At 64.5% G+C, this 23,401-nt stretch carries 28 protein-coding genes; 15 read left to right on the top strand and 13 right to left on the bottom strand.

All coding sequences use genetic code 11. The features are described from left to right. Positions 1–37 precede the first annotated feature (37 nt). The 7 genes from urtB to B6V72_RS14775 all read left to right on the top strand — a co-directional run bounded on the left by urtB (position 38) and on the right by B6V72_RS14775 (position 6,926). Positions 38–2,020: an urea ABC transporter permease subunit UrtB gene (gene urtB, locus B6V72_RS14805; RefSeq protein WP_088735892.1), complete on the top strand. Its 1,983-nt coding sequence runs from the start codon at positions 38–40 to the stop codon at positions 2,018–2,020. 94 nt (positions 2,021–2,114) lie between these two features. Then, entirely contained in the window at positions 2,115–3,338 is a 1,224-nt protein-coding gene (gene urtC / locus B6V72_RS14800) for an urea ABC transporter permease subunit UrtC (RefSeq protein ID WP_088735891.1), read from the top strand. Beyond that, entirely contained in the window at positions 3,335–4,105 is a 771-nt protein-coding gene (urtD, locus tag B6V72_RS14795) for an urea ABC transporter ATP-binding protein UrtD (RefSeq protein ID WP_088735890.1), read from the top strand. The genes urtC and urtD overlap by 4 nt, the downstream gene beginning before the upstream one ends. Positions 4,106–4,121: 16 nt before the next feature. Beyond that, the gene (gene urtE, locus B6V72_RS14790; RefSeq protein WP_075776995.1) at positions 4,122–4,817 is read left to right on the top strand and encodes an urea ABC transporter ATP-binding subunit UrtE; all 696 of its coding nucleotides are present in this window, start codon (positions 4,122–4,124) and stop codon (positions 4,815–4,817) included. Positions 4,818–5,140: 323 nt separating this feature from the next. After that, a complete protein-coding gene (locus tag B6V72_RS14785; RefSeq protein WP_088720106.1) occupies positions 5,141–5,614 on the top strand; it encodes a cytochrome C in 474 nt (157 codons plus the stop codon). 86 nt (positions 5,615–5,700) lie between these two features. Next, the gene (locus B6V72_RS14780) at positions 5,701–6,195 is read left to right on the top strand and encodes a DUF6647 family protein (protein WP_088735889.1); all 495 of its coding nucleotides are present in this window, start codon (positions 5,701–5,703) and stop codon (positions 6,193–6,195) included. Between the two features lie 167 nt (positions 6,196–6,362). After that, complete coding sequence (locus B6V72_RS14775) at positions 6,363–6,926, top strand: CHAP domain-containing protein (RefSeq protein WP_088722507.1); 564 nt, start codon at positions 6,363–6,365, stop codon at positions 6,924–6,926. 25 nt (positions 6,927–6,951) lie between these two features. Here B6V72_RS14775 and B6V72_RS14770 read toward each other — a convergent pair whose 3' ends face one another. Further along, positions 6,952–7,353 (bottom strand): hypothetical protein, encoded by a 402-nt coding sequence (locus tag B6V72_RS14770; protein ID WP_088735888.1) that lies wholly within the window; start codon positions 7,351–7,353, stop codon positions 6,952–6,954. Positions 7,354–7,380: 27 nt separating this feature from the next. After that, positions 7,381–8,583, bottom strand: a complete 1,203-nt coding sequence (locus B6V72_RS14765) for a pyridoxal phosphate-dependent aminotransferase (protein ID WP_088735887.1) — start codon at positions 8,581–8,583, stop codon at positions 7,381–7,383. Between the two features lie 83 nt (positions 8,584–8,666). Here B6V72_RS14765 and B6V72_RS14760 point away from each other — a divergent pair, with 83 nt between their 5' ends. The 5 genes from B6V72_RS14760 to B6V72_RS14740 all read left to right on the top strand — a co-directional run bounded on the left by B6V72_RS14760 (position 8,667) and on the right by B6V72_RS14740 (position 11,643). Next, a complete protein-coding gene (locus tag B6V72_RS14760; protein ID WP_088720111.1) occupies positions 8,667–9,044 on the top strand; it encodes a helix-turn-helix transcriptional regulator in 378 nt (125 codons plus the stop codon). Next, the gene (locus B6V72_RS14755; protein ID WP_075776927.1) at positions 9,044–9,319 is read left to right on the top strand and encodes a succinate dehydrogenase assembly factor 2; all 276 of its coding nucleotides are present in this window, start codon (positions 9,044–9,046) and stop codon (positions 9,317–9,319) included. Before B6V72_RS14760 ends, B6V72_RS14755 begins: the two co-directional genes overlap by 1 nt. A 158-nt stretch (positions 9,320–9,477) precedes the next feature. Continuing rightward, positions 9,478–9,960 carry a MarR family transcriptional regulator gene (locus B6V72_RS14750; protein WP_088724952.1) on the top strand — a complete coding sequence of 161 codons (483 nt, stop codon included), beginning with the start codon at positions 9,478–9,480 and terminating at the stop codon, positions 9,958–9,960. Between the two features lie 103 nt (positions 9,961–10,063). Next, positions 10,064–11,236, top strand: a complete 1,173-nt coding sequence (locus B6V72_RS14745) for a serine hydrolase (RefSeq protein ID WP_088735886.1) — start codon at positions 10,064–10,066, stop codon at positions 11,234–11,236. 17 nt (positions 11,237–11,253) lie between these two features. Beyond that, complete coding sequence (locus tag B6V72_RS14740; RefSeq protein WP_075776924.1) at positions 11,254–11,643, top strand: DUF2237 domain-containing protein; 390 nt, start codon at positions 11,254–11,256, stop codon at positions 11,641–11,643. A gap of 3 nt (positions 11,644–11,646) precedes the next feature. On the opposite strand, the gene epmA is transcribed toward B6V72_RS14740, so the two are convergent. Beyond that, positions 11,647–12,687, bottom strand: coding sequence for an EF-P lysine aminoacylase EpmA (gene epmA, locus B6V72_RS14735; RefSeq protein ID WP_088735885.1), 1,041 nt, complete (start codon positions 12,685–12,687; stop codon positions 11,647–11,649). A gap of 99 nt (positions 12,688–12,786) precedes the next feature. Here epmA and efp point away from each other — a divergent pair, with 99 nt between their 5' ends. Beyond that, on the top strand, positions 12,787–13,356 hold the full coding sequence (gene efp, locus B6V72_RS14730) for an elongation factor P (RefSeq protein ID WP_075776922.1): 570 nt from the start codon (positions 12,787–12,789) through the stop codon (positions 13,354–13,356). Between the two features lie 70 nt (positions 13,357–13,426). On the opposite strand, the gene B6V72_RS14725 is transcribed toward efp, so the two are convergent. After that, the gene (locus tag B6V72_RS14725) at positions 13,427–14,317 is read right to left on the bottom strand and encodes a DMT family transporter (RefSeq protein ID WP_075776921.1); all 891 of its coding nucleotides are present in this window, start codon (positions 14,315–14,317) and stop codon (positions 13,427–13,429) included. After that, positions 14,314–15,138, bottom strand: a complete 825-nt coding sequence (locus B6V72_RS14720; protein ID WP_075776920.1) for an alpha/beta hydrolase — start codon at positions 15,136–15,138, stop codon at positions 14,314–14,316. The genes B6V72_RS14725 and B6V72_RS14720 overlap by 4 nt, the downstream gene beginning before the upstream one ends. A 63-nt stretch (positions 15,139–15,201) precedes the next feature. Between B6V72_RS14720 and B6V72_RS14715 the strand changes: the two genes are divergently transcribed. Continuing rightward, positions 15,202–15,792 (top strand): hypothetical protein, encoded by a 591-nt coding sequence (locus B6V72_RS14715; RefSeq protein WP_075776919.1) that lies wholly within the window; start codon positions 15,202–15,204, stop codon positions 15,790–15,792. A gap of 7 nt (positions 15,793–15,799) precedes the next feature. Here B6V72_RS14715 and B6V72_RS14710 read toward each other — a convergent pair whose 3' ends face one another. From B6V72_RS14710 to fabA, 5 genes are all read right to left on the bottom strand, one after another. After that, positions 15,800–16,471, bottom strand: coding sequence for a haloacid dehalogenase type II (locus tag B6V72_RS14710; protein WP_075776918.1), 672 nt, complete (start codon positions 16,469–16,471; stop codon positions 15,800–15,802). A gap of 51 nt (positions 16,472–16,522) precedes the next feature. Further along, positions 16,523–17,302, bottom strand: coding sequence for a pyrroline-5-carboxylate reductase dimerization domain-containing protein (locus B6V72_RS14705; protein ID WP_088735884.1), 780 nt, complete (start codon positions 17,300–17,302; stop codon positions 16,523–16,525). 267 nt (positions 17,303–17,569) lie between these two features. After that, positions 17,570–18,358 carry an SDR family oxidoreductase gene (locus B6V72_RS14700; protein WP_075776916.1) on the bottom strand — a complete coding sequence of 263 codons (789 nt, stop codon included), beginning with the start codon at positions 18,356–18,358 and terminating at the stop codon, positions 17,570–17,572. Positions 18,359–18,386: 28 nt separating this feature from the next. Continuing rightward, complete coding sequence (gene fabB, locus B6V72_RS14695) at positions 18,387–19,616, bottom strand: beta-ketoacyl-ACP synthase I (RefSeq protein ID WP_075776915.1); 1,230 nt, start codon at positions 19,614–19,616, stop codon at positions 18,387–18,389. A gap of 31 nt (positions 19,617–19,647) precedes the next feature. Further along, the gene (gene fabA / locus B6V72_RS14690; RefSeq protein ID WP_078520236.1) at positions 19,648–20,157 is read right to left on the bottom strand and encodes a bifunctional 3-hydroxydecanoyl-ACP dehydratase/trans-2-decenoyl-ACP isomerase; all 510 of its coding nucleotides are present in this window, start codon (positions 20,155–20,157) and stop codon (positions 19,648–19,650) included. Positions 20,158–20,320: 163 nt separating this feature from the next. Here fabA and irrA point away from each other — a divergent pair, with 163 nt between their 5' ends. Continuing rightward, positions 20,321–20,746, top strand: coding sequence for an iron response transcriptional regulator IrrA (gene irrA / locus B6V72_RS14685; RefSeq protein WP_075776913.1), 426 nt, complete (start codon positions 20,321–20,323; stop codon positions 20,744–20,746). 86 nt (positions 20,747–20,832) lie between these two features. On the opposite strand, the gene B6V72_RS14680 is transcribed toward irrA, so the two are convergent. Genes B6V72_RS14680 through B6V72_RS14670 form a run of 3 tightly spaced genes read right to left on the bottom strand, consistent with a single transcriptional unit; the run spans position 20,833 to position 23,398 of the window. After that, complete coding sequence (locus B6V72_RS14680; protein WP_088720121.1) at positions 20,833–21,780, bottom strand: AEC family transporter; 948 nt, start codon at positions 21,778–21,780, stop codon at positions 20,833–20,835. Further along, positions 21,780–22,583 carry an MBL fold metallo-hydrolase gene (locus B6V72_RS14675; protein WP_088735883.1) on the bottom strand — a complete coding sequence of 268 codons (804 nt, stop codon included), beginning with the start codon at positions 22,581–22,583 and terminating at the stop codon, positions 21,780–21,782. The genes B6V72_RS14680 and B6V72_RS14675 overlap by 1 nt, the downstream gene beginning before the upstream one ends. Further along, positions 22,580–23,398 (bottom strand): TatD family hydrolase, encoded by an 819-nt coding sequence (locus tag B6V72_RS14670; protein WP_075776910.1) that lies wholly within the window; start codon positions 23,396–23,398, stop codon positions 22,580–22,582. Before B6V72_RS14670 ends, B6V72_RS14675 begins: the two co-directional genes overlap by 4 nt. Between the last annotated feature and the right edge of the window lie 3 nt (positions 23,399–23,401).

The following is a 23,401-nucleotide window of genomic DNA, read 5'->3' as shown; positions in this document are numbered from 1 at the left end:
TGCGCCTCTCCCGGCCGTTTCATCCTAAGGGGACGGGATGCGCAAGTTTTTGATCGCGCTCGGGATTGTTCTGGCACTGGCCGTGCCCGGGCTGGCGCAGGACGCGGGCAGCGCGCCGCAGGCGGAGGCCACGCAAAGCGAGACGTTCGGGCTGCGCGCCGTTCTTCAGGACTATGCCAAGCAGGTCGCCAAGCCGTCGCGCCGCACCATCGGCCCGGTGATCGAGGCAATCGCTGCTTCGGGCGAGGGGGCCTCGCGCTTCCTGCAGGCCTGGGCCGACAAGCGCGTCGGGCTGCGCGAAAGCGACGGCGCCTTCTTCATCGTGAAGAAATCCGGCAGCGAATACCAACTGAGCGATCCGGTCACCGGAGAGCCTGCGGGCACCGCGCCGAAATCCGATATCGACGAGGTGAAGCCCAATTCCGGCGTGCGCGCCGAGATCGGCGTGGCGCTGGTGCGGTTCCTGCTCAGCGATCCCGATCCGAAGAAACGCCGCGAGGCGCTGACCGCGATCGACCGCAACGGCGAGGCGTCGCATCTGGAGCCCCTGCGCGCCTCGATCCCCGACGAGCCCGACCCTTCGATCAAGGCGGAGAAGCAGCGTCTGGAGCGTTTGCTGACGATCCGCTTCGGCAAGGATGCCGAGGAGCGCGTCGCCGCGATCGACAGTTTCGGGGCCGATCTGGGGCTGGATTTCCGTGCCACGCTGAACCCTCTGGTGGCGACGACCCGCAAGGTCTTTGAAGGCGCGCCCGAGGGCAATGTCGCCAAGACGCTCAAGCCGGGCCGCGATATTTCCGAAGACGAGGCCTATGCGATGCTGGTCTCGGCCGATATGGCGCCGGCGCGGATTTCGGCCTCCGAGATGCAGCAGGCTCTGGCCGCGCATGTGAAGGATGGTCAGGTGGGCGGGCTGCCGCTTGCCGCGATGGCCGATCCGGCCAAGCGTGAAGAAGCCTATGCGACGCTGGCCGCCGCCGGAGAGGTGCCGCAGCGCCTGACCGATGCCGAGGCCGAGGCACTGGTCGCCGATCACCAATTCGCCGATATCTATGCCGAGCCTGACCCGGAAGTGACCGCCGCCGCCGAGGCCGCGCTGACCCGCGTGAGCCGCACGGTGGCTGGGATGCAGACGGTCGATCTCGGTCTCGATGCGCTATCGCTCGCCTCGATCTATTTCCTCGCCGCCATCGGGTTGGCGATCACCTTCGGGGTGATGGGCGTGATCAACATGGCGCATGGCGAGTTCATCACGATGGGGGCTTATACCGGCTATGTCGTGCAGCTCTTCGTGCCCGACTGTACGCTATCGATCCTGATCGCGCTGCCGCTGGCCTTCGCCATCACCTTCGGCGCGGGCGTCGCGATGGAGCGGCTGGTGATCCGTTATCTTTACAAACGCCCGCTGGAGACGCTGCTGGCCACCTTCGGCATCTCCATCGCGCTGCAGCAGCTGTTCAAGAATATCTTCGGGACGCAGGCCCGTCCTCTGACTTCGCCGCCGTGGCTGGAGGGGGCGTGGACACTCAACGATGTCGTCTCGATCAGCTATATCCGGATCGCGATCTTCGTGCTCGCGCTGGTGTTCCTCGCCCTCTATCTCTGGGTGATGCGCAAGACGCGCCTCGGGCTGGAGGTTCGCGCGGTCACGCAGAACCCCTCGATGGCGGCTTCGATGGGGATAAACCCGGACCGGATCAACATGCTGGCTTTCGGGTTTGGGTCAGGTATTGCCGGGATTGCGGGCGTGGCCATCGGGCTTTTCGCGAAAGTCACCTCCGAGATGGGGCAGGACTATATCGTTCAGAGCTTCATGACGGTCGTGGTCGGCGGCGTCGGCTCGATCTTCGGCACGCTCGCGGGCGCGACCCTGATCGGCGTGCTGCAGAAGGGCATCGAATGGCTGAACCCGTCGAATACGCTCGCGGCCCAGACCTACATGATCCTCTTCATCATCATCTTCATCCAGTTCCGCCCGCGCGGCATCATCGCGCTCAAGGGCCGGGCCGCGGGGGATTGAGCATGAGACAGACCGCTTTCCCTTCCTCTTGGTCCAAATATCCCGCGGGAGCGCGGGGGTGCGAAACCCCCGCCGCAACATCGGAGGTTCGAGCATGAAATCCGGATTTCTCGCCAAGAACCCCTCCGTCTTGTGGTTCCTGCTGATCCTCGCGGTCTTCACGCTGGGCGTCACCTTCCTCTCACATGCCTACGGGCCGGGCGCGATCTCGACCTCGATGGTCAAGACGCTGGGCAAGACGCTCTGCCTGTGCCTGATCGCCATCGCGATGGATCTGGTCTGGGGTTATACAGGCATTCTGTCGCTGGGCCATTTCGCCTTCTTCGGACTGGGCGGCTACATGATCGGCATGTGGCTGATGTACGAGCGCACCCGCGACATCGTCCTGAAATCGGCGGGCGAGTTCCCGATGACACCGCAGGAGGTGAATGACGCGATCGGCACGCAGATCTTCGGCGTGGTGGGCGGGTCCGATCTACCCGCGATCTGGACCTTCGCGGGCAACCTGCCGATGCAGCTTTTGTTCGTGGTGCTGGTGCCGGGGCTCTTGGCGCTGATCTTCGGCTGGCTCGCGTTTCGCTCACGTGTGACGGGCGTGTATCTGTCGATCCTGACGCAGGCGATGACGCTTGCGCTGTCGCTTTACCTCTTCCAGAACGAGAGCGGGCTGCGCGGCAATAACGGGCTTTCGGGGTTGCAGAACATTCCCGGCGTGAGCGCGGGGCAGGATCATCTGTCGATCTGGTTCCTCTGGGCGTCGGCGATTGCGCTCGCGCTTGGCTATATCGCGGCGTCGCTGATCGTCTCGGGCAAGTTCGGCTCGGTCATTCGGGGCATTCGCGACGACGAGGCGCGGGTGCGCTTTCTTGGTTATTCGGTCGAAGGCTACAAGCTGTTCGTCTTCACCCTGACGGCGGTGATCGCGGCCATTGCGGGCGCGCTCTATTACCCGCAGGCGGGGATCATCAACCCGGGCGAGATGGCACCCATCGCGTCGATCTACCTCGCGGTCTGGGTCGCGATTGGCGGGCGCGGGCGGCTTTATGGTGCGGTAATGGGGGCGGCCTTCGTCTCCATCGTCTCGAGCTGGTTCACCGGCGGCCGCGTCCCCGATCTGCCGCTGGGCTTCTACACTATCGACTGGGTCGATTGGTGGCAGGTGCTGTTGGGGCTCGCCTTCGTGCTGGTGACCTTGTTCGCACCGAAAGGGCTGTCGGGACTGATCGATCTCTTCGAAGGCATCCGCCGCCCGAACCGCCATGGCGCGCCGCTTGGCCCCGACAAGGGCTCGTTCCGGGAAGAGGAGGCGCAGGAATGAATGTCGCGGTCAAACCGGGGGCGGGAGCGCAGACCCTGCTGGAGGTCTCGGGCATCTCCGTCAGCTTCGACGGGTTCAAGGCGATCAACAACCTGAGCTTCAATATAGGCCCGTCCGAGTTGCGCGCGGTGATCGGGCCGAACGGGGCAGGCAAGACGACATTCATGGATATCGTGACCGGCAAGACGCGGCCCGACGAGGGCTCGGTGCTGTGGGGCGAAAGTTCGACCAATCTGCTGCGGCTCAATGAGGCGAAGATCGCGCGGATCGGGATCGGGCGGAAGTTTCAGAAGCCCACCGTCTTCGAGGATCAGACCGTTACCGAGAACCTGATGATGGCGCTCAAGGCCAATCGCAGCCCTTTCGCGGTGCTGGGCTGGAAGGCGGGGGCTGCCGATCGGGCGCGCGTCGAAGAGATCGCAGCGCAGGTGGGCCTCGCCGATCAGCTGCCGCGCAAGTCGGGCGAGCTGAGCCACGGGCAGAAGCAATGGTTGGAGATCGGGATGCTCCTGGCGCAGGAGCCGAAGCTGCTGCTGGTCGACGAGCCCGCCGCCGGGATGACCTTGGCCGAGCGCGAGCAGACGACCGCGCTTCTGGTCGATCTGGCGCGCGATCATGCGGTGGTCGTGGTCGAGCATGACATGGAATTCGTGCGCCGTCTGAACTGCAAGGTGACGGTGCTGCATGAGGGGTCGGTTCTGGCGGAAGGCTCGCTCGACCATGTGACCGCCGACAAACGCGTGATCGAGGTGTATCTTGGCCGCTGATCTGACAAAACCCGCGATGCTGAAGACCGAGGGGCTGACGCTTCATTACGGCGGCAGCCAGATCCTGCACGGGATCGACATGGTGGCGCGTGCGGGTGAGGTGACCTGCATCATGGGTACCAACGGGGTGGGCAAGACCTCGCTGCTGAAGGCGATCTCCGGGACGCATCTGCGCTCGGGCGGGTCTGTTACGCTGGATGGCGCGGAGATGGGGCGCGTGCCGCCACAGGCGATGGCGAAGGCGGGTCTGGGTTACGTGCCGCAGGGCCGGATGATCTTCCCGCTGTTGACGGTGCGCGAGAATATGGAGACGGCTTTCGCCTGTCTGCCGAAATCCGAGCATGTCATTCCCGACGAGATTTACGAGCTGTTCCCGATCCTGAAGGACTTCCTCAATCGCCGGGGCGGGGATCTCTCGGGCGGGCAGCAGCAGCAGCTCGCCATAGCCCGCGCGATGCTGATGAAGCCGAAGCTACTGCTGCTGGACGAGCCGACCGAGGGCATCCAGCCCAACATCATCCAGCAGATCGGGCGGGTGATTTCCTACCTGCGCGAAAAGGGGGATATGGCGATCGTGCTGGTCGAGCAGTATTTCGACTTCGCGCATGATCTGGGCGATAGTTTCTACGTGCTCAAACGCGGCGCGGTCGCAATGGAGGGCACGAAGGAGACGCTCACCCGCGAGGCGCTGCGCGAGGTAGTGAGCGTCTGAGGCGGCGGGCGGCGTCCGAGCGTCGGATAGGCGTTTTGACAGCTTCGCAGCTTGCTGCTTTCGCTTTGATGCCTGCATTTTGGTCATGCTCGCGCGGCATCTAAATCGCGCGCTCCCGTGGGGAGGATGGGCGCGACCCCGGGGCAGTCGATGCCAGGTCGCCATGGCGGCGCTGAAGGGGGGTGTCATTTCATCGCTTGCCCGACTCGCCCCTCCGGGCGCATCCTTTCCCTTAGGTCAGGTGGCTTTCGCAAAAAGCCCCGACCACAGGGGGAAACGATCCGGGAGAGGGTCGTCTGTCAAAAGGGAGAGGGGGAATACCCATGAAACGCGTCATTACTCTGGCCGCGCTCGCCGCGCTGGCCGGGTCTTCGGCAGGGCTCGCGCAGGAGGTCTCGGTCGAACGAGGCAGGCTGGTCTCGATCACTTCGGGATGTCACGACTGCCACACGGCCGGTTACAACGAATCCGGCGGCAAGATCGATCCGGAGGCGGCGCTCAAGGGCGTACCGCTCGGCTGGCAGGGTCCGTGGGGCACGACCTATGCGGTCAATTTGCGCGACGAGATCAAGGATATGGACGAGGACGGTTTCGTGGAATTCGCGAAGACCTTCGACGCGAAGCCGCCGATGCCGTTCTACAACGTGCATGCCATGCCCGAGAGCGATCTGCGCTCGCTCTACCAGTATATCAAGTCGCTCGGCGAGCCGGGGGATCCGATGCCAGAGGCCTTGCCGCCGGGGGAGGCGCCCAAGACACCCTATATCGTGATGGCACCGCCGATGATGCCGAACTAGGGGCCGGCTCGAACGATCCGGCCCAATGACCGGCGTCATTTCCGAGGGCATCCGGCGCCTGCTATCCTGTGCTCAGAGGAGGCGGGATGATCCGAGCCATCGTCATAGGGCTTGCTCTGGTATGTCCGGCAGCGGTCGGGGCCTGTCCCGCGCCGCTGCCGATCGCTGTGCCAAAGGCGGTGATGGCGCCGCTCACCGCGTGGATCGCAGAGCATAGCGGCTACGCCGCGCCGGAGGGCGCGCCTGCGATTTTCCTTTGCCAGAGCGGAGAGGTCATCACCTATGAAGGGCGAGATCTCCTCGTCGATGCCGATCTGCGCGCGGCCTACGATTTTGTCGAGGACCGGATCTTCCTTGTCGCGCCTTGGTCGGAGGACGATCCGATGCTGCTTTCCTCGCTTTTGCATGAGCTCATTCATCGCGCTCAGTTTCGAGCCAAGGACTGGCCCTGTCCTGCGGCGGCCGAGCCGGAAGCCTATCGCCTGCAGGAGGCATGGCTCGCCGAACGGGGGATCGATCCGGGCTTCGCGTGGGCCGAGATTTACCTGCGGGCGCGTTGTTCCTCGGACCATCGGCGCTGAAGTCGCGCCGCGCGAGGCTCGAAAAAGTTCCCTACATTACATTTCTGTAAGCGGATATTCGCCAACCCGCTGATCTGCGCCGAATTTCTTCTTCGGTCAAAGCCTGATTCAGGGCTATGCAACGAGGTAACGAAGACGCAACAATTCGACATCGACAGTGATCGCCCATGCTCTCCATCTCTGACCTTGCGGGCCGTGCAGCCCCTCTCTCGCTTGTTCTGATCGCAGCGCTGACCGTCTCGGCCTGTACCCCGACCACCGGCGACAGGATGGGCTTCGCAAGCGCACGGGATGAGGCGGGCGCCGTCAATCTCGAACGCCGTGCATACGCGGTCGAGGTGGCCAAGCAGATGCGCGCCAAGCGCCAGCGGGTCTGGTGCGTGCCGTTCGCGCGCAATGCCTCCGGTATCGACATTCGCGGCAATGCCAAGACGTGGTGGTCGCAGGCGAAGGGGCTCTATGCGCGCGGTCACCAGCCGAAGGTCGGCGCGGTGATGGCCTTCTCTGCGACCCGTCGCAATCCGCTGGGCCATATCGCGGTCGTCTCGGGCGTCGACTCGCCGCGTCAGATCCGGGTCGATCACGCGAACTGGGAGCGTAACAAAGTGTCGCTCGACATGGTCGTGGTGGATGTCTCCGAGAAGAATGACTGGAGCGCCGTGCGCGTCATGAGCAACCCCGGCGCGCTGGGCCGCGTCTATCCGATCACCGGGTTCATCTCGAAAGGCTGAGGTCGATGGGCCCGAGCCGCAGGGCTCAGCCCTCGCTCGTCAGCCGCTCGGCCTTCTTTCTCACCAGAACGCTGCGCAGGTCGTGCATCGTCAGCAACAGCGTATCCGTGATCTCTTCGAGCTGAGCATCGGTCGCCTTCGACTGCGCCCATTGCGCGACGAGATTGAGGTGATCGACCGCGCGCAGGATGTCGTCGACATCGCGCTGGGCGAGCACCTCGCGGCGATGCGTCATCCATGCCTCGATCTCGGCACGGTCTTCCTCGGTCAGAACCCGGTCGCCCTGCGGTTTGATCTCGCCGTTGCGGATATTGATATTGGCGATCGGGTCCATCTCGATCCGGCGCTGACGGTTCTCGGTATCGACGCGAAACACCGTCGCGCCATTCTCCTTCACCCGGAAAAAATACTCGGGCAAGTCAGTCATTCGCCAATCTCCCTTGGATAGTCCGCCTTATGTCAGCCCTTCGCAGAAGGCCTTGATGCGGGCGCAGGCCTCGGTCAGGGCCGCGTCCGATGTAGCGTAGCTGATGCGGAAATTCGGTGAAAGCCCGAAGGCCGCGCCGAAGACCACGGCGACGTCGTTTTCCTCCAGCAACGCGTTGGCGAAATCCTCGTCGCTCTCGATCTTGCACCCGCCTGCGGAGGTCTTGCCGATGCAATCCTTGATCGAGGGGTAGACGTAGAACGCGCCCTCGGGCGTCGGGCAGGAGATGCCGGGGCAGGCGTTGAGCCCGGCCACCACCAGATCGCGCCGCCGCTTGAAGGCGGCGCGGAACGTGTCGATGAAATCCTGTGGTCCGTTGAGCGCCTCGACTGCCGCCCATTGCGAGATCGTGCAGGGGTTCGAGGTCGATTGGCTCTGCACCTTGCGCATCGCCGCGATCAGCTCTTTCGGGCCGGCCGCATAGCCGATCCGCCAGCCGGTCATCGCATAAGCTTTCGAGACGCCGTTGACCGTCAGAGTACGGTCATAGAGCGCGGGTTCGACCTGCGCGGGCGTGGTGAACTCGAACCCGTCGAAGGTGAGATGCTCATACATGTCGTCGGTCATCACCCAGACATGGGGGTGGCGCAGCAGCACGTCGGTCAGCGCCTTCAGCTCGTCGCGCGAATAGGCAGCCCCCGAGGGGTTCGACGGCGAGTTGAACAGGAACCACTTGGTGTTCGGCGTGATCGCGGCGTCCAGCGCCTCGGGGCTGATCTTGTAGCCCATCGCGGGATCACCTTGCACGAAGACGGGGGTGCCGCCGCCGATCAGCACCATATCCGGGTAGCTGACCCAGTAGGGCGTCGGGATCACCACCTCGTCGCCGGGGTTGAGCGTCGCCATCAGCGCGTTGAACAGCACCTGTTTGCCGCCCGAGGAGACCGAGACCTGCTCGGGCGTGTAGCGAAGCCCGTTCTCGCGGGCGAACTTGGCGCAGATCGCCTGTTTCAGCTCGGCGATGCCATCCACTGCCGTGTATTTCGTCTTGCCCGCCGCGATCGCGGCTTTCGCGGCATCCTTGATCGACTCGGGCGTGTCGAAGTCGGGTTCGCCGGCGGACAAACCGATCACGTCGCGGCCCGCAGCGCGCAGTTCAGCCACCTTCCCGGTCATCGCGACTGTCGGAGAGGGTTTCACCCGCGCAAGCGTGTCGGAAAGGAATGCCATCGGGTCGCCCTTGATTTGTAACTCGTTCGGCAAACTTCTAGGCTTGGGGCCAAGAGCGTTCAAGTGAAAGCGGGAGAGAGATCATGGTCGACGATTGGTATGGCGAGGCGAGCGCAACATTCGGCGACCGGCTCGCGGGGGCGCGCGAAGCGGCCGGGTTGAGCCAGGAGGACCTGGCGACGCAGCTCGGCGTCCGGCTCGAGACGTTGCAGGCTTGGGAAGAGGATGTGCTCGAGCCGCGCGCGAACCGGCTGCAGATGCTGTCGGGCATGCTCAACGTCACGCTGATGTGGCTGCTCACCGGGTCGGGCGAAGGGCTTGACGGCCCGCCCGAACAGGGAGAAGACGCAAAGGCGGAACGCGCCCTTGTGCGCGAGATCCGGGAAGTGCGGTCCGGCCTCGAGGAGCTCGACGTTCGGCTGGCACGGCTGGAGAAGCGTTTGGTGGCAGGAGAGAGTTGATGGCAGAGACGCGAGAGGCGCGGCTGAAACGGATGAAGATGCGCAGCTGGCGGCGCGGGATCAAGGAAATGGACCTGATCCTCGGGCCTTATGCGGATGCGCGGCTGCCCGAGCTGGATGCCGACACTCTCGAACTCTACGATCAGCTGCTCGAAGAGAACGATCAGGACCTCTACCCGTGGGTGTCCGGCGCGCAGCCTTGCCCGCCGCAATATCTCGATCTGCTCTCCGAAATCGGCCAATTCGCGCGCGAGCGCCACATTACCAAAAGCTGAAGACCGCGCGGAAACCCCGGATTTCATCGGGTTTTCCGCGAATTTTCAGAGATTTCGGCCCGATTAACGGTATCTTTTCCATTTCCCGCCACTGTCCTGCCTGAGGGGCGGCGCAACTGGCGGAGAGTGCTATGACCGTGCAGAAATCTGCAAGCGACATGACGTCCGTCCCGGCGAGCCCGGGGCTGATGGCGGGATATCTGGACAGCCTATCGCTGCTGGAGCGGCTGCACCGCTTGCTGCTCGATGTGATCAAGGACGAGTTCGAGCGGCTGGGCATCCTCGAGATCAACCCGGTGCAGGCGCTGTTGCTGTTCAACGTGGGCGAAAACGAGGTGACCGCGGGGGAGTTGAAGACCCGAGGCTATTACCAGGGCTCGAACGTCTCCTACAATCTCAAGAAACTGGTGGAGGCGGGCTATATGCACCATCAGCGCAGCGAGATCGATCGCCGCTCGGTCCGGGTGCGCCTGACGCCGAAAGGACGGGGCTTGCGCGACAATGTCGCGGACCTGTTCGAGCGGCATGCCTGCGGGATGGAGACGCGCGGCGTCATCACCTTCGAAGCGATGGAAGAAATGAACCACACGCTGCGCCGGATGGAGCGCTACTGGACCGACCAGATCCGCTATATCTACTGACCCTTGGGCAGGTCGCGTTTGCGCGATGACGCCCGGTTCTCCTTGCCGCGGCGGCGTGCTGCGTGCTTGCTTGCCGTTACGACATGGGGTGAGGGGACGTGCGATGAAACAGCTTGGACAAAAGACGATGCGCGGAGCGATCCGTGTCGGCATGGCGGCGGCGCTGCCGATTGCGGGGCTCGCTTGGTGGAAGCGCGACGAGATCGCGCGGCTGCGCGCGGTGAACCGGCTGTTCGAGCCCGACCGGATCGTCGGCAATTTCTCCAACATGCCCGCGCTGTTTCATTCGCGTGAGATCGCGCGTGGCGACGGGCCGGTGTCGGACCTGCCCCGCGGAGCGGAGGATGCGCTGCCCGCTGGTGTCGACGACTGGATCGAGCGGCGCGGGATCACCGCGCTGGTGACGCTGCGCCATGGCCAGATCACGCATGAGCGCTATTTCCGCGGCACTGCGCCAGAGGATCTGCGGATCTCATGGTCGATGGCGAAAAGCTTCCTCTCGGCCACGCTGGGGATCCTGCACCATCAGGGTGTCATCCCCGATCTCGACGCGCCGCTCACCCGCTTTGCACCGCAGCTGAAGGGGTCGGGCTATGATGGCGTCACGATTCGAGATGCGCTGGTGATGGCCTCGGGCGTGGCGTTCAACGAGGACTATCTGGATTTCCATTCGGATATCAACAAGATGGGTCGTGTGCTGGCGATGGGGCGGTCGATGGACGCCTTCGCAGCCTCGCTCAAGATCCGCGAGGCGGAGCCGGGGGCGCGGATGCTCTATGTCTCGATCGACACGCATGTTCTGGGCATGGTCATTGCGGGCGCGACCGGGGCCGACCCGGCGCAGGTGATGGGCGAATTGCTGATCGTGCCGATGGGGCTGGAGGCCGCGCCCGTGATGCTGACCGACGGGCTGGGCGTCAGCTTCGTCCTTGGCGGGCTGAACCTGCGGACGCGGGACTATGCGCGTTTCGGCCAGATGTTCCTGCAAAAGGGATTCTGGAACGGGCGCCAGATCGTCCCCGAGGACTGGGTTACGCAGTCCACCGCGCTGCAGGCGCCGAAGGGCGAGGGCTACGGCTATCAATGGTGGGTGCCCGTCGACACGGCGGATCACGGCGGCGACTATTTCGCGCGCGGCATCTATGGCCAGCATATCTATGTCAGCCCCGCGACCGACGCGGTGATCGCGATTAACGCCGCCGACTGGCGTTTCAAGGAGGAGGGCGTCGAAGAGGAAAACCTTGCCATGTTGCGCCGCATCGCCGAGGTTTCCTGAAAGGGGAGGGCCGCGCGATGCAGATGTATGAGGCGATCAACGTTCTGGGCGGCCCCTTGCAACCCTGTTCGCTCGAGCCCCGGACCGGATTTTTCCGTGATGGCAGCTGCAACACCTGCTGGGAGGATAGCGGCTCGCATACGGTCTGCGCGGTGATGACGTCGGAGTTCCTCGCCTTCTCGAAATATCTCGGCAACGACCTGAGCACGCCGCGCCCCGAATACGACTTTCCGGGGCTCAAGCCGGGCGACCGCTGGTGCCTGTGCGCGTCGCGCTTTTTGCAGGCGGTGCAGGAGGGCTGCGCGCCCGAGGTGATGCTGGCCTCGACCCATCGCGATGCGCTGCGGGTGGTGCCGTTCAAGGTGCTGGCCGATCATGCGGCCGAGAAGAAGGGCGGGAAGGGCTGAGGCTCAACCCGTCGCGCCGCCCACCGGAACCCAGAGCACATCCTCGATCTTCGGCGCGCCGCTCGCGAGCATCACCAGCCGGTCGAAGCCGAGCGCGATGCCCGACGCTTCGGGCATGATCTCGAGCGCTGCGAGGAAGTCTTCGTCGATCGGGTAACGTTCGCCGTAGAGCTGTTCCTTCAGGTCCATATCGGCCTCGAAGCGGCGGCGCTGCTCGGCCGGGTCGGTCAGCTCGCCGAAGCCGTTGGCGAGTTCTATCCCGCAGACGTAAAGCTCGAACCGTTCGGCCACGCGGGCGTCATCCAGGGCAGGGCGGGCCAGCGCGGCCTCGGCCAGTGGATAGCGGTCCAGAATCGTCGCGCGGCCATGGCCCAGATGCGGTTCGACCTTCGCGACCAGCAGTTTCGAGACGATGTCGGACCAGCTATCCGCATCGGCAACCGCAAAGCCGATCGCCTCGCATTGCCCGCGCAGGGCCGCCACGTCCGTTTCCGCTCCGTCGCAGGTGCCGAGCAGGTCGATCCCGGCATGGCGTTCGAAGGCGTCGGCCACCGACAACCGCTCAGGTTCGGCGAAGGGATCGCACTCGGCGGTGCCATAGCGCAGCACGGGCGATCCCGCTGCCTCCGCGGCCAGCCGCAGCATCGCCGCGCAATCCGCCATCAGCGCGGAGTAGTCTTCGCCCGCGCGATACCATTCGAGCATGGTGAATTCGGGCGAATGGCGCTTGCCCGCCTCGCGGTTGCGCCAGACATGGGCGAAGGCGGCGATGCGCGGCTCGCCCGCCGCCAGCAGTTTCTTCATCGCGAATTCGGGCGAGGTGTGCAGATACATCCGCCGCGCCGCGCCGTCATTGCCGATCATGTCGGTGGCGAAGGCGTGCAGATGCGCCTCGTTGCCGGGCGAGACCTGCAGAGCGCAGGGATCGACTTCGACGAAATCCTCTGCCGCCAGCCAGCCGCGGATCGCGGCCTGAATGCGGTTGCGCGCGAGCAGGGCAGGGCGGCGGTCGGCGTGGCGCTCAGGCGTCCAGAACGGGGGCATGGAAGGCCTTTCAGGCTGGAAATCGGGGCGCAAATGGTTTAGGCGCTCTGCAATCCGGGCGCCAGAGCCTGTTTTATCCGAATTCAAAGGGGTCCTTTCATGGCGAAAGTCATCGCTTCCTCTGTCCGCAAGGGCAACGTGCTAGAAATCGACGACAAGCTTTACGTCGTGATCACCGCGCAGAACATCCATCCCGGCAAGGGCACGCCCGTGACGCAGGTCGACATGCGCCGCATCTCGGACGGCACCAAGGTGTCGGAGCGTTGGCGCACGACCGAGCAGGTCGAGCGCGCCCATGTCGAAGAGCGTGAATACGATTTCCTCTATGAGGATGGCGAAGGCTACCACTTTATGGACCCCGAGACCTACGAGCAGCTCGCGGTTCAGGAAGACGTGATCGGCGATGCGAAAGTATTCCTGCGCGACGGGATCCGCGTTCATCTTAAGACCTTCCAGGAAAACGCGATCGCGATCGACCTGCCGCAGAAAGTCACTGTCGAGGTCGAAGAGACCGAGCCGGTCGTGAAGGGTCAGACCGCCTCGTCGAGCTACAAGCCCTCGATCTGCACCGGCGGGATCCGCGTGATGGTGCCGCCGCATATCGGAGTCGGTACGCGCATCGTGATCAACACCGAAGACACCACCTATGTGGAGCGCGCGAAGGACTGATCCTCGCAGCGATCTGATAGAAAAGGCGCCCTTCCGGGCGCCTTTTTTATTTACGGATGGGAAGTGTAGGTCAGGCGGGGCGTTGCGCGGGGCGGGCGGGCCAGACTTCCAGCAGACCGGCTGCGAGTACGAGCGCGCCGCCTGCGATCTCCATAGCGGAGAGCAGCTCTCCTGCGATCAGCGCGGCGGAGACCGCGCCGACCAGGACCTCGCTCATCAGCAAGATTCCGATCCGCGCCGGTTCGAGCCGGACGGTGGCCCACATCAGAGCTGCCGTCGCAGCGCCCCACCAGAACACCCCGGCGGAGATGGTCAGCCCGAGTGCGGCGGCCCAATCGACCCCGCTCGCGGGAAGGGGCGCGAGGAACGGCGCGAGGCAGAGCGCGGTGAGGGCCGCGCCAGCCGCGAAGGTGAAGGTGGCCGGGCCGGGCGAGAGCGTCGATCTGGTGCGCATCCCGGTGGTCGCGACCGACCAGATCACGCCGCCGACGAGGGTCATCCATTCGCCGAGGCTGCTCGGCAGGGGCAGGCCGCCGCCCGCGCCCAGCATCAGACCGAGCCCGGAGAGGCCCACGACGATCGCAGCCATCCGCAGCCGCGAGACCGGCCAGCCCATCACGAACCGTCCGATCAGCACCGACCAGACCGGGGTGAGAAACCACAGCAGGATCACCAGCGCGACGCGGCCATAGAGGAAACCGATCGAATAGAGCGCGAAGGCCGCACCGCCGAGCGCGACCGAGGCCAGCGCTGCGGGCGTCGCAGTGGCAAGCTCGGCACGTTTGGCCCATGCGACCGGCGCCATTGCCGCGCAGGCGACCACGGTGATCGCGACCGTGCCCCAGGCGCCCGCCAGACCATGGCCGTCCAGCGCGCGCACCGGCAGCCAGTAAAGCCCCCAAAGCGCGCCCGTGATCAGCGTGATCGCGCTGGCGATGAGGGTGACGCGGGCCTCGCTCACCCTTTGATCCGCTCGATCCACGCTTCCAGCGCGGCCAGCGCCTCGGGTTCGTCGAGGAAGGGGATATGGGCGCGGTCGGCGACGCGGGCATAGATCATGTCCGGGCGGCGGCGCTGCATCTCTTCGACGGTGGCGTCGCTCAGCAGATCGGAATTCGCGCCGTGGATCAGGACGAGCGGCAGCCCCTCGGTCGCCTCGAAGAGCGGCCAGGCGGGCTCCACGCCGCCCTTGAAGGCGCCGAGGAAAGCCTCGCGCAGGGCGGGGTCGTAATTGATTTTCAGCCCCGTCTCGGTCTCGACGTAATGGTGACGGACCTCCATCGCCCAGCGGTTGGGTGGGACGTCGGCGAAGCCGGTCATCGCCTCGGGCAGCTTCTCGGCCATTTCCGCGTAGCTCTTCGCCGCCGGGTTGCGCCCGATATAGTCGAAGATCTTGTTCAGCCCCGTCTCGTCGAGAACGGGGCCCACGTCGTTCAGCGCAAGCCCGGTCATCCGCTCTTTCGCGGTCAGCGCGAGATACATGCCTACGAGCCCACCGCGCGAAGTGCCGAGGATCGCGGCCTTCTCGATCCCGAGATGATCGAGAAGCTGGAGCGCATCCGCCGCTTCGCGCGGCACGGTGTAGGTTTCCTGTCCGGTCCAGTCGCTCTCGCCGCGGCCGCGATAATCCATGCAGATCAGCCGCACGTCCTTCAGATGCGGGGCGACGTAGTCGAAATCTCGGGTGTTCCGCGTCAGACCGGACAAAGCCAGGATCGGCACGCCGCTGCCGCTGTCGCGATACGCGATCTTCGCACCATCATCCGCGGTAAAGAAATCCATTACGCCGCTCCTCTCTGGATTGCTGACCTGTCCGCGATCATAGTGCGTCAGAGGGAGATCGCCATGGCTGACACGCTGGAAAGATTACACGAAAGACTGAGCGCGCTCGAAGACGAGATCGAAGCGGAATGGGACCGTCGCCGCGAGGCGATGGCATTCCGGCTCGATCATAACCGGGTGGTGTTCGAGGCGGGCGTGCGCGATGCGCACCGGCAGGCGCGTGTGGGCCTGCTGCGCTTTCTGTCCTACGCGCGCCCGATGGTCATTTTGACGGCTCCGGTGATCTATTCGCTGATCGTGCCCTTCGTGCTGCTCGATCTTTTCGTGAGCCTCTATCAGGCAATCTGTTTTCCGATCTACCGTATCGCCAAGGTGAAGCGCTCCGATCATATCGTGGTCGACCGTCAGCATCTGGCCTATCTCAACGCGCTGCAGAAGCTGAACTGCGTCTATTGCGGCTATTGCAACGGGCTTCTGAGCTATGTGCGCGAGATCGCCGGCCGGACCGAGCAGTACTGGTGCCCGATCAAGCACGCGCACCGGGTGAAGGGGCCGCATCTGCGCTACCGCGATTTCGTGGAATACACGGATGCCGAAGGGTTTCAGGCGCAGACGATGCGCCTGCGGCGCGCGCTGCGCGAGATGGAGGAGTGAGCGCGGCTCAAAGGTGGTCGGGCACCGCGCGCAGGTCCGTCAGGATCGCAGCGGGTTTATAGGGCAGCCGTTCGACCGGAGCGTTTGCGCGGTTGACCCACAGCACCCGGAAGCCCGCCTTCGCCGCCCCCGCCGCGTCCCAGCCATTCGACGAGATGAAACAGGTATTCTCCGGTTCGACGCCCATTTTCTGCGCGATCATGTCGTAGACGGCGGCGCGCGGTTTGTAATGGCCGATCTCGTGGATCGAGAGCACCTCGTCGAGCAGATGCCCCACGCCCGCCGCATGAACCGCAGCCCCCAGCATGTCGGGCGCGCCATTCGACAGGATCGCACGCCCGACACCGCGATGGTGCAGCGCATCGAGCATCTCGGGCACTTCCGGGAAAGCGGGCAATTCGCGGTAAAGTGCCATCAGCCGCTCGGCCAGATCGGGATCGTCGAGATCCTGCGCCGCCATCGCCCAATCGAGCCCGTCGCGGGTCAGTTGCCAGAAATCGACGTAATCGCCCATCACCTCCCGCAGCCAGCTATATTCGAGCTGCTTGCGACGCCAGTCTGCTGCAAGGCGCGGCCAGATCTCGGTCAGGCGCGGTTCCTCGGCGGCCAGATTGCGCGCGGCGGCGTCGACGTCGAAGAGCGTGCCGTAGGCGTCGAAGACGCAAAGCTGAATGGACATGATGTTTCCTCCCGAGCTTCACCCTAGCGTCGGTGGGGTCGGGTGCAAGGGTCAGTAGATGTCGCGCGAGGCTTGCGTCGCGGCGACGAGCCCTTCGGCGAGACGCTCGGCAAAGCCATTGTCGCGCAGCGTGGTCAGGCCCTTGGCGGTCGTGCCCGCGTAGTCGATCATCTCCTGCACATGGGCCTGAGGGGGCGGACCCTCGGCCATTATCTCTCCGGCCGAGAGAAATAGCTGGCGCACCGCGCGGTCAGCGATCTCGGGCGGGACGCCCTGATCTTTGGCATGACGCGCCATCGCAGCCGCGCAGGCGGCGACGAATCCCGGCACCGGGCCGGTCATCGCGGTAAAGAAGTCGATCTGTGCCTCGTCGTGCAGTTCGTCCGTCTGCCCGCAGGCCTGGAAGAGGGCGCGGGTGCGGGTGCGGTCTTCCTCGGTCACGGCGTCGCTCGCGAACCACGGCGAATAGGCGAGGCCCTTTGCGGCGGCGGGGCTCGACATGGCGCGGATCACGCGGGGGCTGGCGCTGATGCGGGTGAGGTCGGCCAAAGGCACGCCCGCCATGACGGAGATCACCAGCTTGTCTTTCGCATCGATCCTGAGGTCTCGGGCGGCGGCGGGCGGCACGCAGAGGATCACCACGTCGCAAGCCTCTGCCAGTGCCTGCGGGTCGGTCAGCACGTTCTGGGGTGGGAAGCCGTCAATGCCAGGCACGGTGCCGGAGCGGTTGGCCATCAGAAGCGACCTGGGTTCCGCGCGCCAGAGCGCCTCCGCGATTGCCGCGCCGAGCATGCCCGAACCGATGATGCCGATGGAGAAATCGAGTGCCATGCGCGCCTCCCTGCGTGTTCGCGGCAGCCTAGCGCGGGGCAGGGGATGGGGGAAGGGAGGGAGGTCCGCTTCAAACACGAGACTGCGCCCGGAACGCGGCGAAGCCGCAGGGCGCGCGCCGGCCCGTCCCCGCGGGCTGGCGCCTTGGCCAACCGCGTGAAACGCAGCCATGTTCAAGGTATGTGGCTTGGATAAAGCGCTGCCGCACAGAGCGTGAGCCGCGCCACCCCACGGGCCGGCGCGCGCCCTGCTTGCGATTGGCTGAGTTTACAGGTTCTCTGCCGCGGGCATGCCCATGACGTGATAGCCGCTATCGACCGAGATGATCTCCCCGGAGGTGCAGGCACCATAATCCGAGAGCAGATAGACAGCCGTACCGCCGATCGCTTCCAGAGTCGCGTTGTGGCGCAGGGGCGAATTGTGCTCGGTATGGCGGAAGGTCTTGCGCGCGCCGCCGATTGCGGCCCCGGCCAGCGTCTTCATCGGGCCGGGCGAGATCGCGTTCACGCGGATGCCGTCGGGGCCCAGATCGGCTGCCAGATAGCGCACCGCCGATTCCAGCGCCGCCTTCGCCACGCCCATCACGTTGTAATAGGGGGTCACGCGCTGCGAGCCCATATAGGTCAGCGTGATCATCGAGCCGCCCTCGTTCATCAGTTCCGAGGCACGCTTGGCCACGTCGATGAAACTGTAGCAGGAGATCGTCAGCGAATTCTTGAAGTTCTCGCGGGTAGTGTTGATGAACCGGCCCGCGAGTTCGGACTTGTCGGAATAGGCGATGGCGTGAACGACGAAATCGATCGAGCCCCATTCCTCTTTCAGCTTGGCGAAGGCGGCGTCCATCGAGGCGTCGTCATTCACGTCCACATCCAGCAGGAATTTCGAGCCCACGCTCTCGGCCAGCGGTTCGACCCGTTTGCCGAAAGCCTCTCCTTGGTAGGAGAACGCGAGTTCCGCGCCTTGCTCGGCCAGTGCCTTCGCGATCCCCCAAGCGATCGAACGCTCGTTGGCGACCCCCATCACGAGGCCGCGCTTACCCTTCATCAGTTCCGCCATTCCCGTCCCTGCCGCCGTTATAAATTCGTTAGTCCAAATATTTGCTCATCACGAGCGACGCGTTGGTGCCGCCGAAACCGAAGCTGTTCGACAGGACCGAGTCGAACTCGACATTGTCGATCCGCTCCATCGCGATCTCTTCGGCTTTGATCGCCGGGTCGAGTTCGGTGATGTTGGCCGAGGCCGCGATGAAGTTGTTTTCCATCATCAGCAGCGAATAGATCGCCTCATGCACGCCGGTCGCGCCGAGCGAGTGCCCGGTGAGCGATTTGGTCGAGGAAATCTTCGGCACGTTTTCCTCGCCGAAGACGCGGCGCACGGCCTGCACTTCGGTCACGTCGCCTGCGGGCGTCGAGGTGCCGTGGGCGTTGATATAGGAAATCTTGCGGCCTTCGGGCAGGGTGCCGACCGCGAGCTTCATCGAGCGTTCGCCGCCTTCGCCCGAGGGGGCCACCATGTCGTGGCCGTCCGAAGTCGCTCCGTAGCCGGTGACTTCCGCGTAGATCTTCGCGCCGCGCGCCTTGGCGTGCTCGAGTTCTTCGAGCACGACGACGCCGCCGCCACCCGCGATGACGAAGCCGTCACGGGTCGCGTCGAAGGCGCGCGAGGCCAGCTCGGGCGTGTCGTTATATTTCGACGACATCGCACCCATCGCGTCGAACAGACAGCTCAGCGTCCAGTCCAACTCCTCGCCGCCGCCGGCGAAGACGATGTCCTGCTTGCCCATCTGGATCAGCTCGGTGCCGTTGCCGATGCAATGCGCCGAGGTCGAGCAGGCCGAGGTGATCGAGTAGTTCACGCCCTTGATCTTGAACGGCGTGGCCAGACAGGCGGAGTTCGTGGAGCTCATGCAGCGGGTCACCATGAACGGCCCCATCCGCTTGGGCGAGCCCTTCTCCATTACGATGCGATGCGCCTCGAAGAAGTTCGAGGTGGACGGACCGCCCGAGCCCATGATCAGGCCGCTGCGCGGATTCGAGATGTCGCTCTCTTCCAGACCGCTATCGGCCAGAGCCTGCTCCATCGCGATGAAGTTGTAGGCCGCGCCCGGACCCATGAAGCGCAGGTTGCGCTTGTCGATATGGTCCTCGAGCGTAATCTTCGGCTGGCCTTTGACCTGGCTGCGGAAGCCACGCTCGGCATAATCCTCGGCGAATACGATGCCGGATTTGCCGGCCTTCAGGCTGGCGGTGACTTCTTCGGCATTGTTGCCGATGGGCGAGACGATGCCCAAACCGGTGATGACGACGCGGCGCATGCGGGCCTCCTGTCTTATCTGTCTATGGGGGTCAGCTCTCGGAGAGCGCGACCTTCATGTCCTTGACCTCGTAGATCACATCGCCATCGGCCTCGACGATCCCGTCGGCGACACCCATGGTCAGGCGACGGGTCTGAATGGCCTTGGTGAAGTCGACCTTGTAGGTCAGCATTTTACGATCCGGGCGGACCATGCCGGTGAGCTTGACCTCGCCCACGCCCAGAGCATAGCCGCGACCCTGCCAGCCACGCCACCCCAGGTTGAAACCGGTGAGCTGCCAAAGGCCATCGAGACCGAGACAACCGGGCATGATCGGATTTCCGGGGAAGTGGCATTCGAAGAACCACAGATCCGGGGTGATGTCGAACTCGGCGACAACGTGACCCTTGCCGTGCTTGCCGCCATCGCCCGAGATATCGGTGATGCGATCCATCATCAGCATCGGCGGCGCCGGTAGCTGCGCATTGCCGGGGCCGAACAGCTCCCCGCGTGCACATTTCAGAAGATCTTCTTTCCCGAAGCTCGTCGGAAACCCAGCCATCGGCGCTCCTTCCCGGTTTTGGCGTGCTTTTGCATCCCTCTATCACCGCGTGGCCGCGCGGCGCAAGGGCGACGGTCGTCGGTCGCGCGCTCGGGCCCGCGCTCGCGCGGTTGCATTGAAACCTGAGTGGAAAAGTCTCATATAGGTAGCGAGGAGACATGACATGGCTGTGACGAATTCGACCGAACAGCGCCGCGGACAGGAATGGCTGACCCGTGGCGGGCTGCGTCCCACCCGTCAGCGACTGGCGCTGGCCACATTGCTCGTGGGCGATGGGGAAAATCGTCACGTCACCGCCGAAAGCCTCTACGCGGCCGCGTGCGACGCTGGCGAAAAGGTCTCGCTCGCGACCGTCTACAACACGCTCAAGGCGTTTTGCGACGCCGGGCTGATGCATGAGATCACTGTCGATGGCGCACGCAGCTATTTCGATACGCGCATGGACGATCACCCGCATTTCTTCTGGGAAGACGACAATCGCCTGTCGGATGCGCCGGCCGAGGAACTGAAACTCGCCTCGATCCCGCAAGCCCCGGAGGGCGCCGAGATTACCCGCGTCGACGTCGTGATCCGCGTCCGCAAGGCCTGATTGCCGCTTCTTCTTGGCGAAAATATCCCGGGGTGAATGGCCGTAGGCCAGAGGGGCAGAGCCCCTGTATTGCGTCGCCCTAAATCTCACGGCAGGATCGCGAGCCATCCCCAGATCGTCAGGATCGACAATGCCGTCGCGATCAGCACGGCCGAGGCCGCGACTCTGCGCGCTACCCCATAGATATTCGCGAAGAGATAGGCGTTCACACCGGGTGCCATCGCCGCTGTCAGCGTGGCCGAGCGAAGCGACGCGGTGTCGACGCCGAAGCCGAAATGCGCAAGGCCGTAGGTGATCGCCGGATGCAGACCCAGCGACAGGCCGGTGATCATCGCGATGGCTTTCGCGTCGCCTTCTGGGCGGTAGCGATAGAGCACGCCGCCCAGCCCGAACAAGGCCGCTGGCAGGGCCGCGCGGGCCATCATGTTCATCGCCTCCATCAGAGGATGGGGCAGGGGCTGACCGGTCAATGTGGTGAGTATCTTGATCACGAAGCCCGTCAGGATGCCGATCACCAGCGGCGTCCGGATCACCCCGATCAGCGCGTTGAGGCCGACGCGCCCGAGCGACGTGCCGGTGCCGGACGAGCGCACCATCTCCATGGCGAGGATGCCGATCGTGTAGAGGAAGGGCGAATGGACCGAGATGATCGCGAAGTTGCCCGACAGCGCATCGGTACCATAGGCGCGCTCGGTGATCGGGACGCCCAGCAGCAGAGAATTCGAGAACAGGCAGGCGAAGCCGATGGCGACGCTTTCGGGGCCGTTGCGGCCCATCGCGCGCGCGCCGGTGATGCCGATCGCGAAAGAGATCAGCGCCCCCGCGTAGAAGGCGGCCATCATCGACCAGTTATAGCTCTGCGTCAGGTCCAGATTCGCGATCGAGCGCGCCAGAAGCACGGGCACCGCGAAATTCTGCGCGAAACGCATCAGCCCGTCGACCGCGCCCTCGGAAAACAGCCCGCGCAAGGCCACGACATAGCCGAAGCCGATCACGAGGAAGACCGGCAGGATGACGTTGATCAGGACGCTCATTAGAGACCGAAATCCAGAACCATTCCGTCATGGGCAGGGCGGATGTGATCGGGCGTCTCGTTGGCGACCGCATCGTGGTCGAGGTCGATATGCATGTTGGTGAGCACCGCGCTTGCGGGTTGGGCGCGTTCGATCCATTCCAGCGCGCGGGCCAGATGGGCGTGCGTCGGATGCGGCTTGCGGCGCAGCGCGTCGAGCACCCAGCAATCCAGACCGTCGAGATGTTTCCACGTCTCTTCGGGGATGTTCGAGACGTCGGGCAGATAGGCCAGCCCGCCGATCCGGAAGCCGAGCGCGTCGATATTGCCATGCTCGACCCGGAAGGGCTGAAATTCGATCGAGCCGCCCGCGCCGGTGACTTGGAAAGGCCGCTCGCGATGGATCGATTTCAACTCGCAGATCGGTTTGTAATTGCTGTCCGAGGGCTGAACGAAGGCATAGGCGAAGCGGTCCAGAAGCGCGGTCTCGGTATCGGAATCGGCCCAGACGGGCAGGCGGGTGCGCATGTTGAAGACGATCTGGCGCAGATCGTCGAGCCCGTGGACGTGATCGGCATGGCTATGGGTGTAGACCACCGCGTCCAGCTCGCCCACGCCCGCGGTCAGAAGCTGCTGGCGCATGTCGGGCGTGGTGTCGATCAGAACCCGTGTCGTGCCCGATTGCGACACGCGCTCCACCAGCATCGAACAGCGCAGCCGGTGGTTCTTCGGGTTCGCCGGGTCGCACTCGCCCCAGTTGTTGCCAAGGCGCGGCACGCCCCCCGAGGAGCCACAGCCGAGGATCGTGAAGCGCATCCGGCTCATGCAGCGACGCTCCCGCGTTCGCCATGTTCGGCGGCTTTCCAGAACAAACGGTCGAAATTGGCCTGCGTCGCGGCGGCGAATTCCTCCAGCGGCAGGCCGAATACATCGGCGCCGACCTTGGCGGTGTGGGCGGTATAGGCGGGCTCGTTGCGCTTGCCGCGATAGGGCGGCGGCGCGAGATAGGGGCTATCGGTTTCCACGAGGATCCGGTCGAGCGGCGCGGCGGCGAAGATGTCTCGCACTTCCTGGCTTTTCGGGAAAGTCGCGATGCCGGACATCGACAGGTAAAAGCCCAGATCGACAGAGACCTGCGCGAGGCGCGGCCCCGACGAATAGCAATGCATGACACAGGAATAGGGCTTGGCCTTCATCCCCTCGGTCAGGATCGCTTCCATGTCCTCATCGGCGTCGCGCGAATGGATGATCAGCGGCAGGCCTGTTTCCTGCGCGGCTTCGATATGCAGGCGCAGGGAGGTTTTCTGCACCTCGGCACTCTCGGCGGTGTAGTGATAGTCGAGCCCGGTCTCGCCGATACCCACGAATTTCGGGTGCTTCGCCAGCGCCACCAACTCGTTCACGGTTGCCATCGGTTCTTCGGCCACGCTCATCGGGTGGGTGCCCGCGGCGTAGAAGACGCCCTTATGCGCCTCGGCGATGGAGCGCACGGAGGGCTCGTTCTTCAGCTTGGTGCAGATCGTCACCATCCGGGTCACGCCGGCGGCGTTCGCGCGGGCGATGATGTCATCGCGCTCACCGTCGAAATCGGGGAAATCGAGATGGCAATGGCTGTCTGTGATCTCGGGCGGGAGGGTCAAAAT

It is taken from the genome of Thioclava sp. F34-6 (assembly GCF_002213235.1).
Lineage (GTDB): Bacteria > Pseudomonadota > Alphaproteobacteria > Rhodobacterales > Rhodobacteraceae > Thioclava > Thioclava nitratireducens.
The sequence above is the reverse complement of the archived record's forward strand: the minus strand, read 5'-3'. Positions and strand labels throughout refer to the sequence as shown.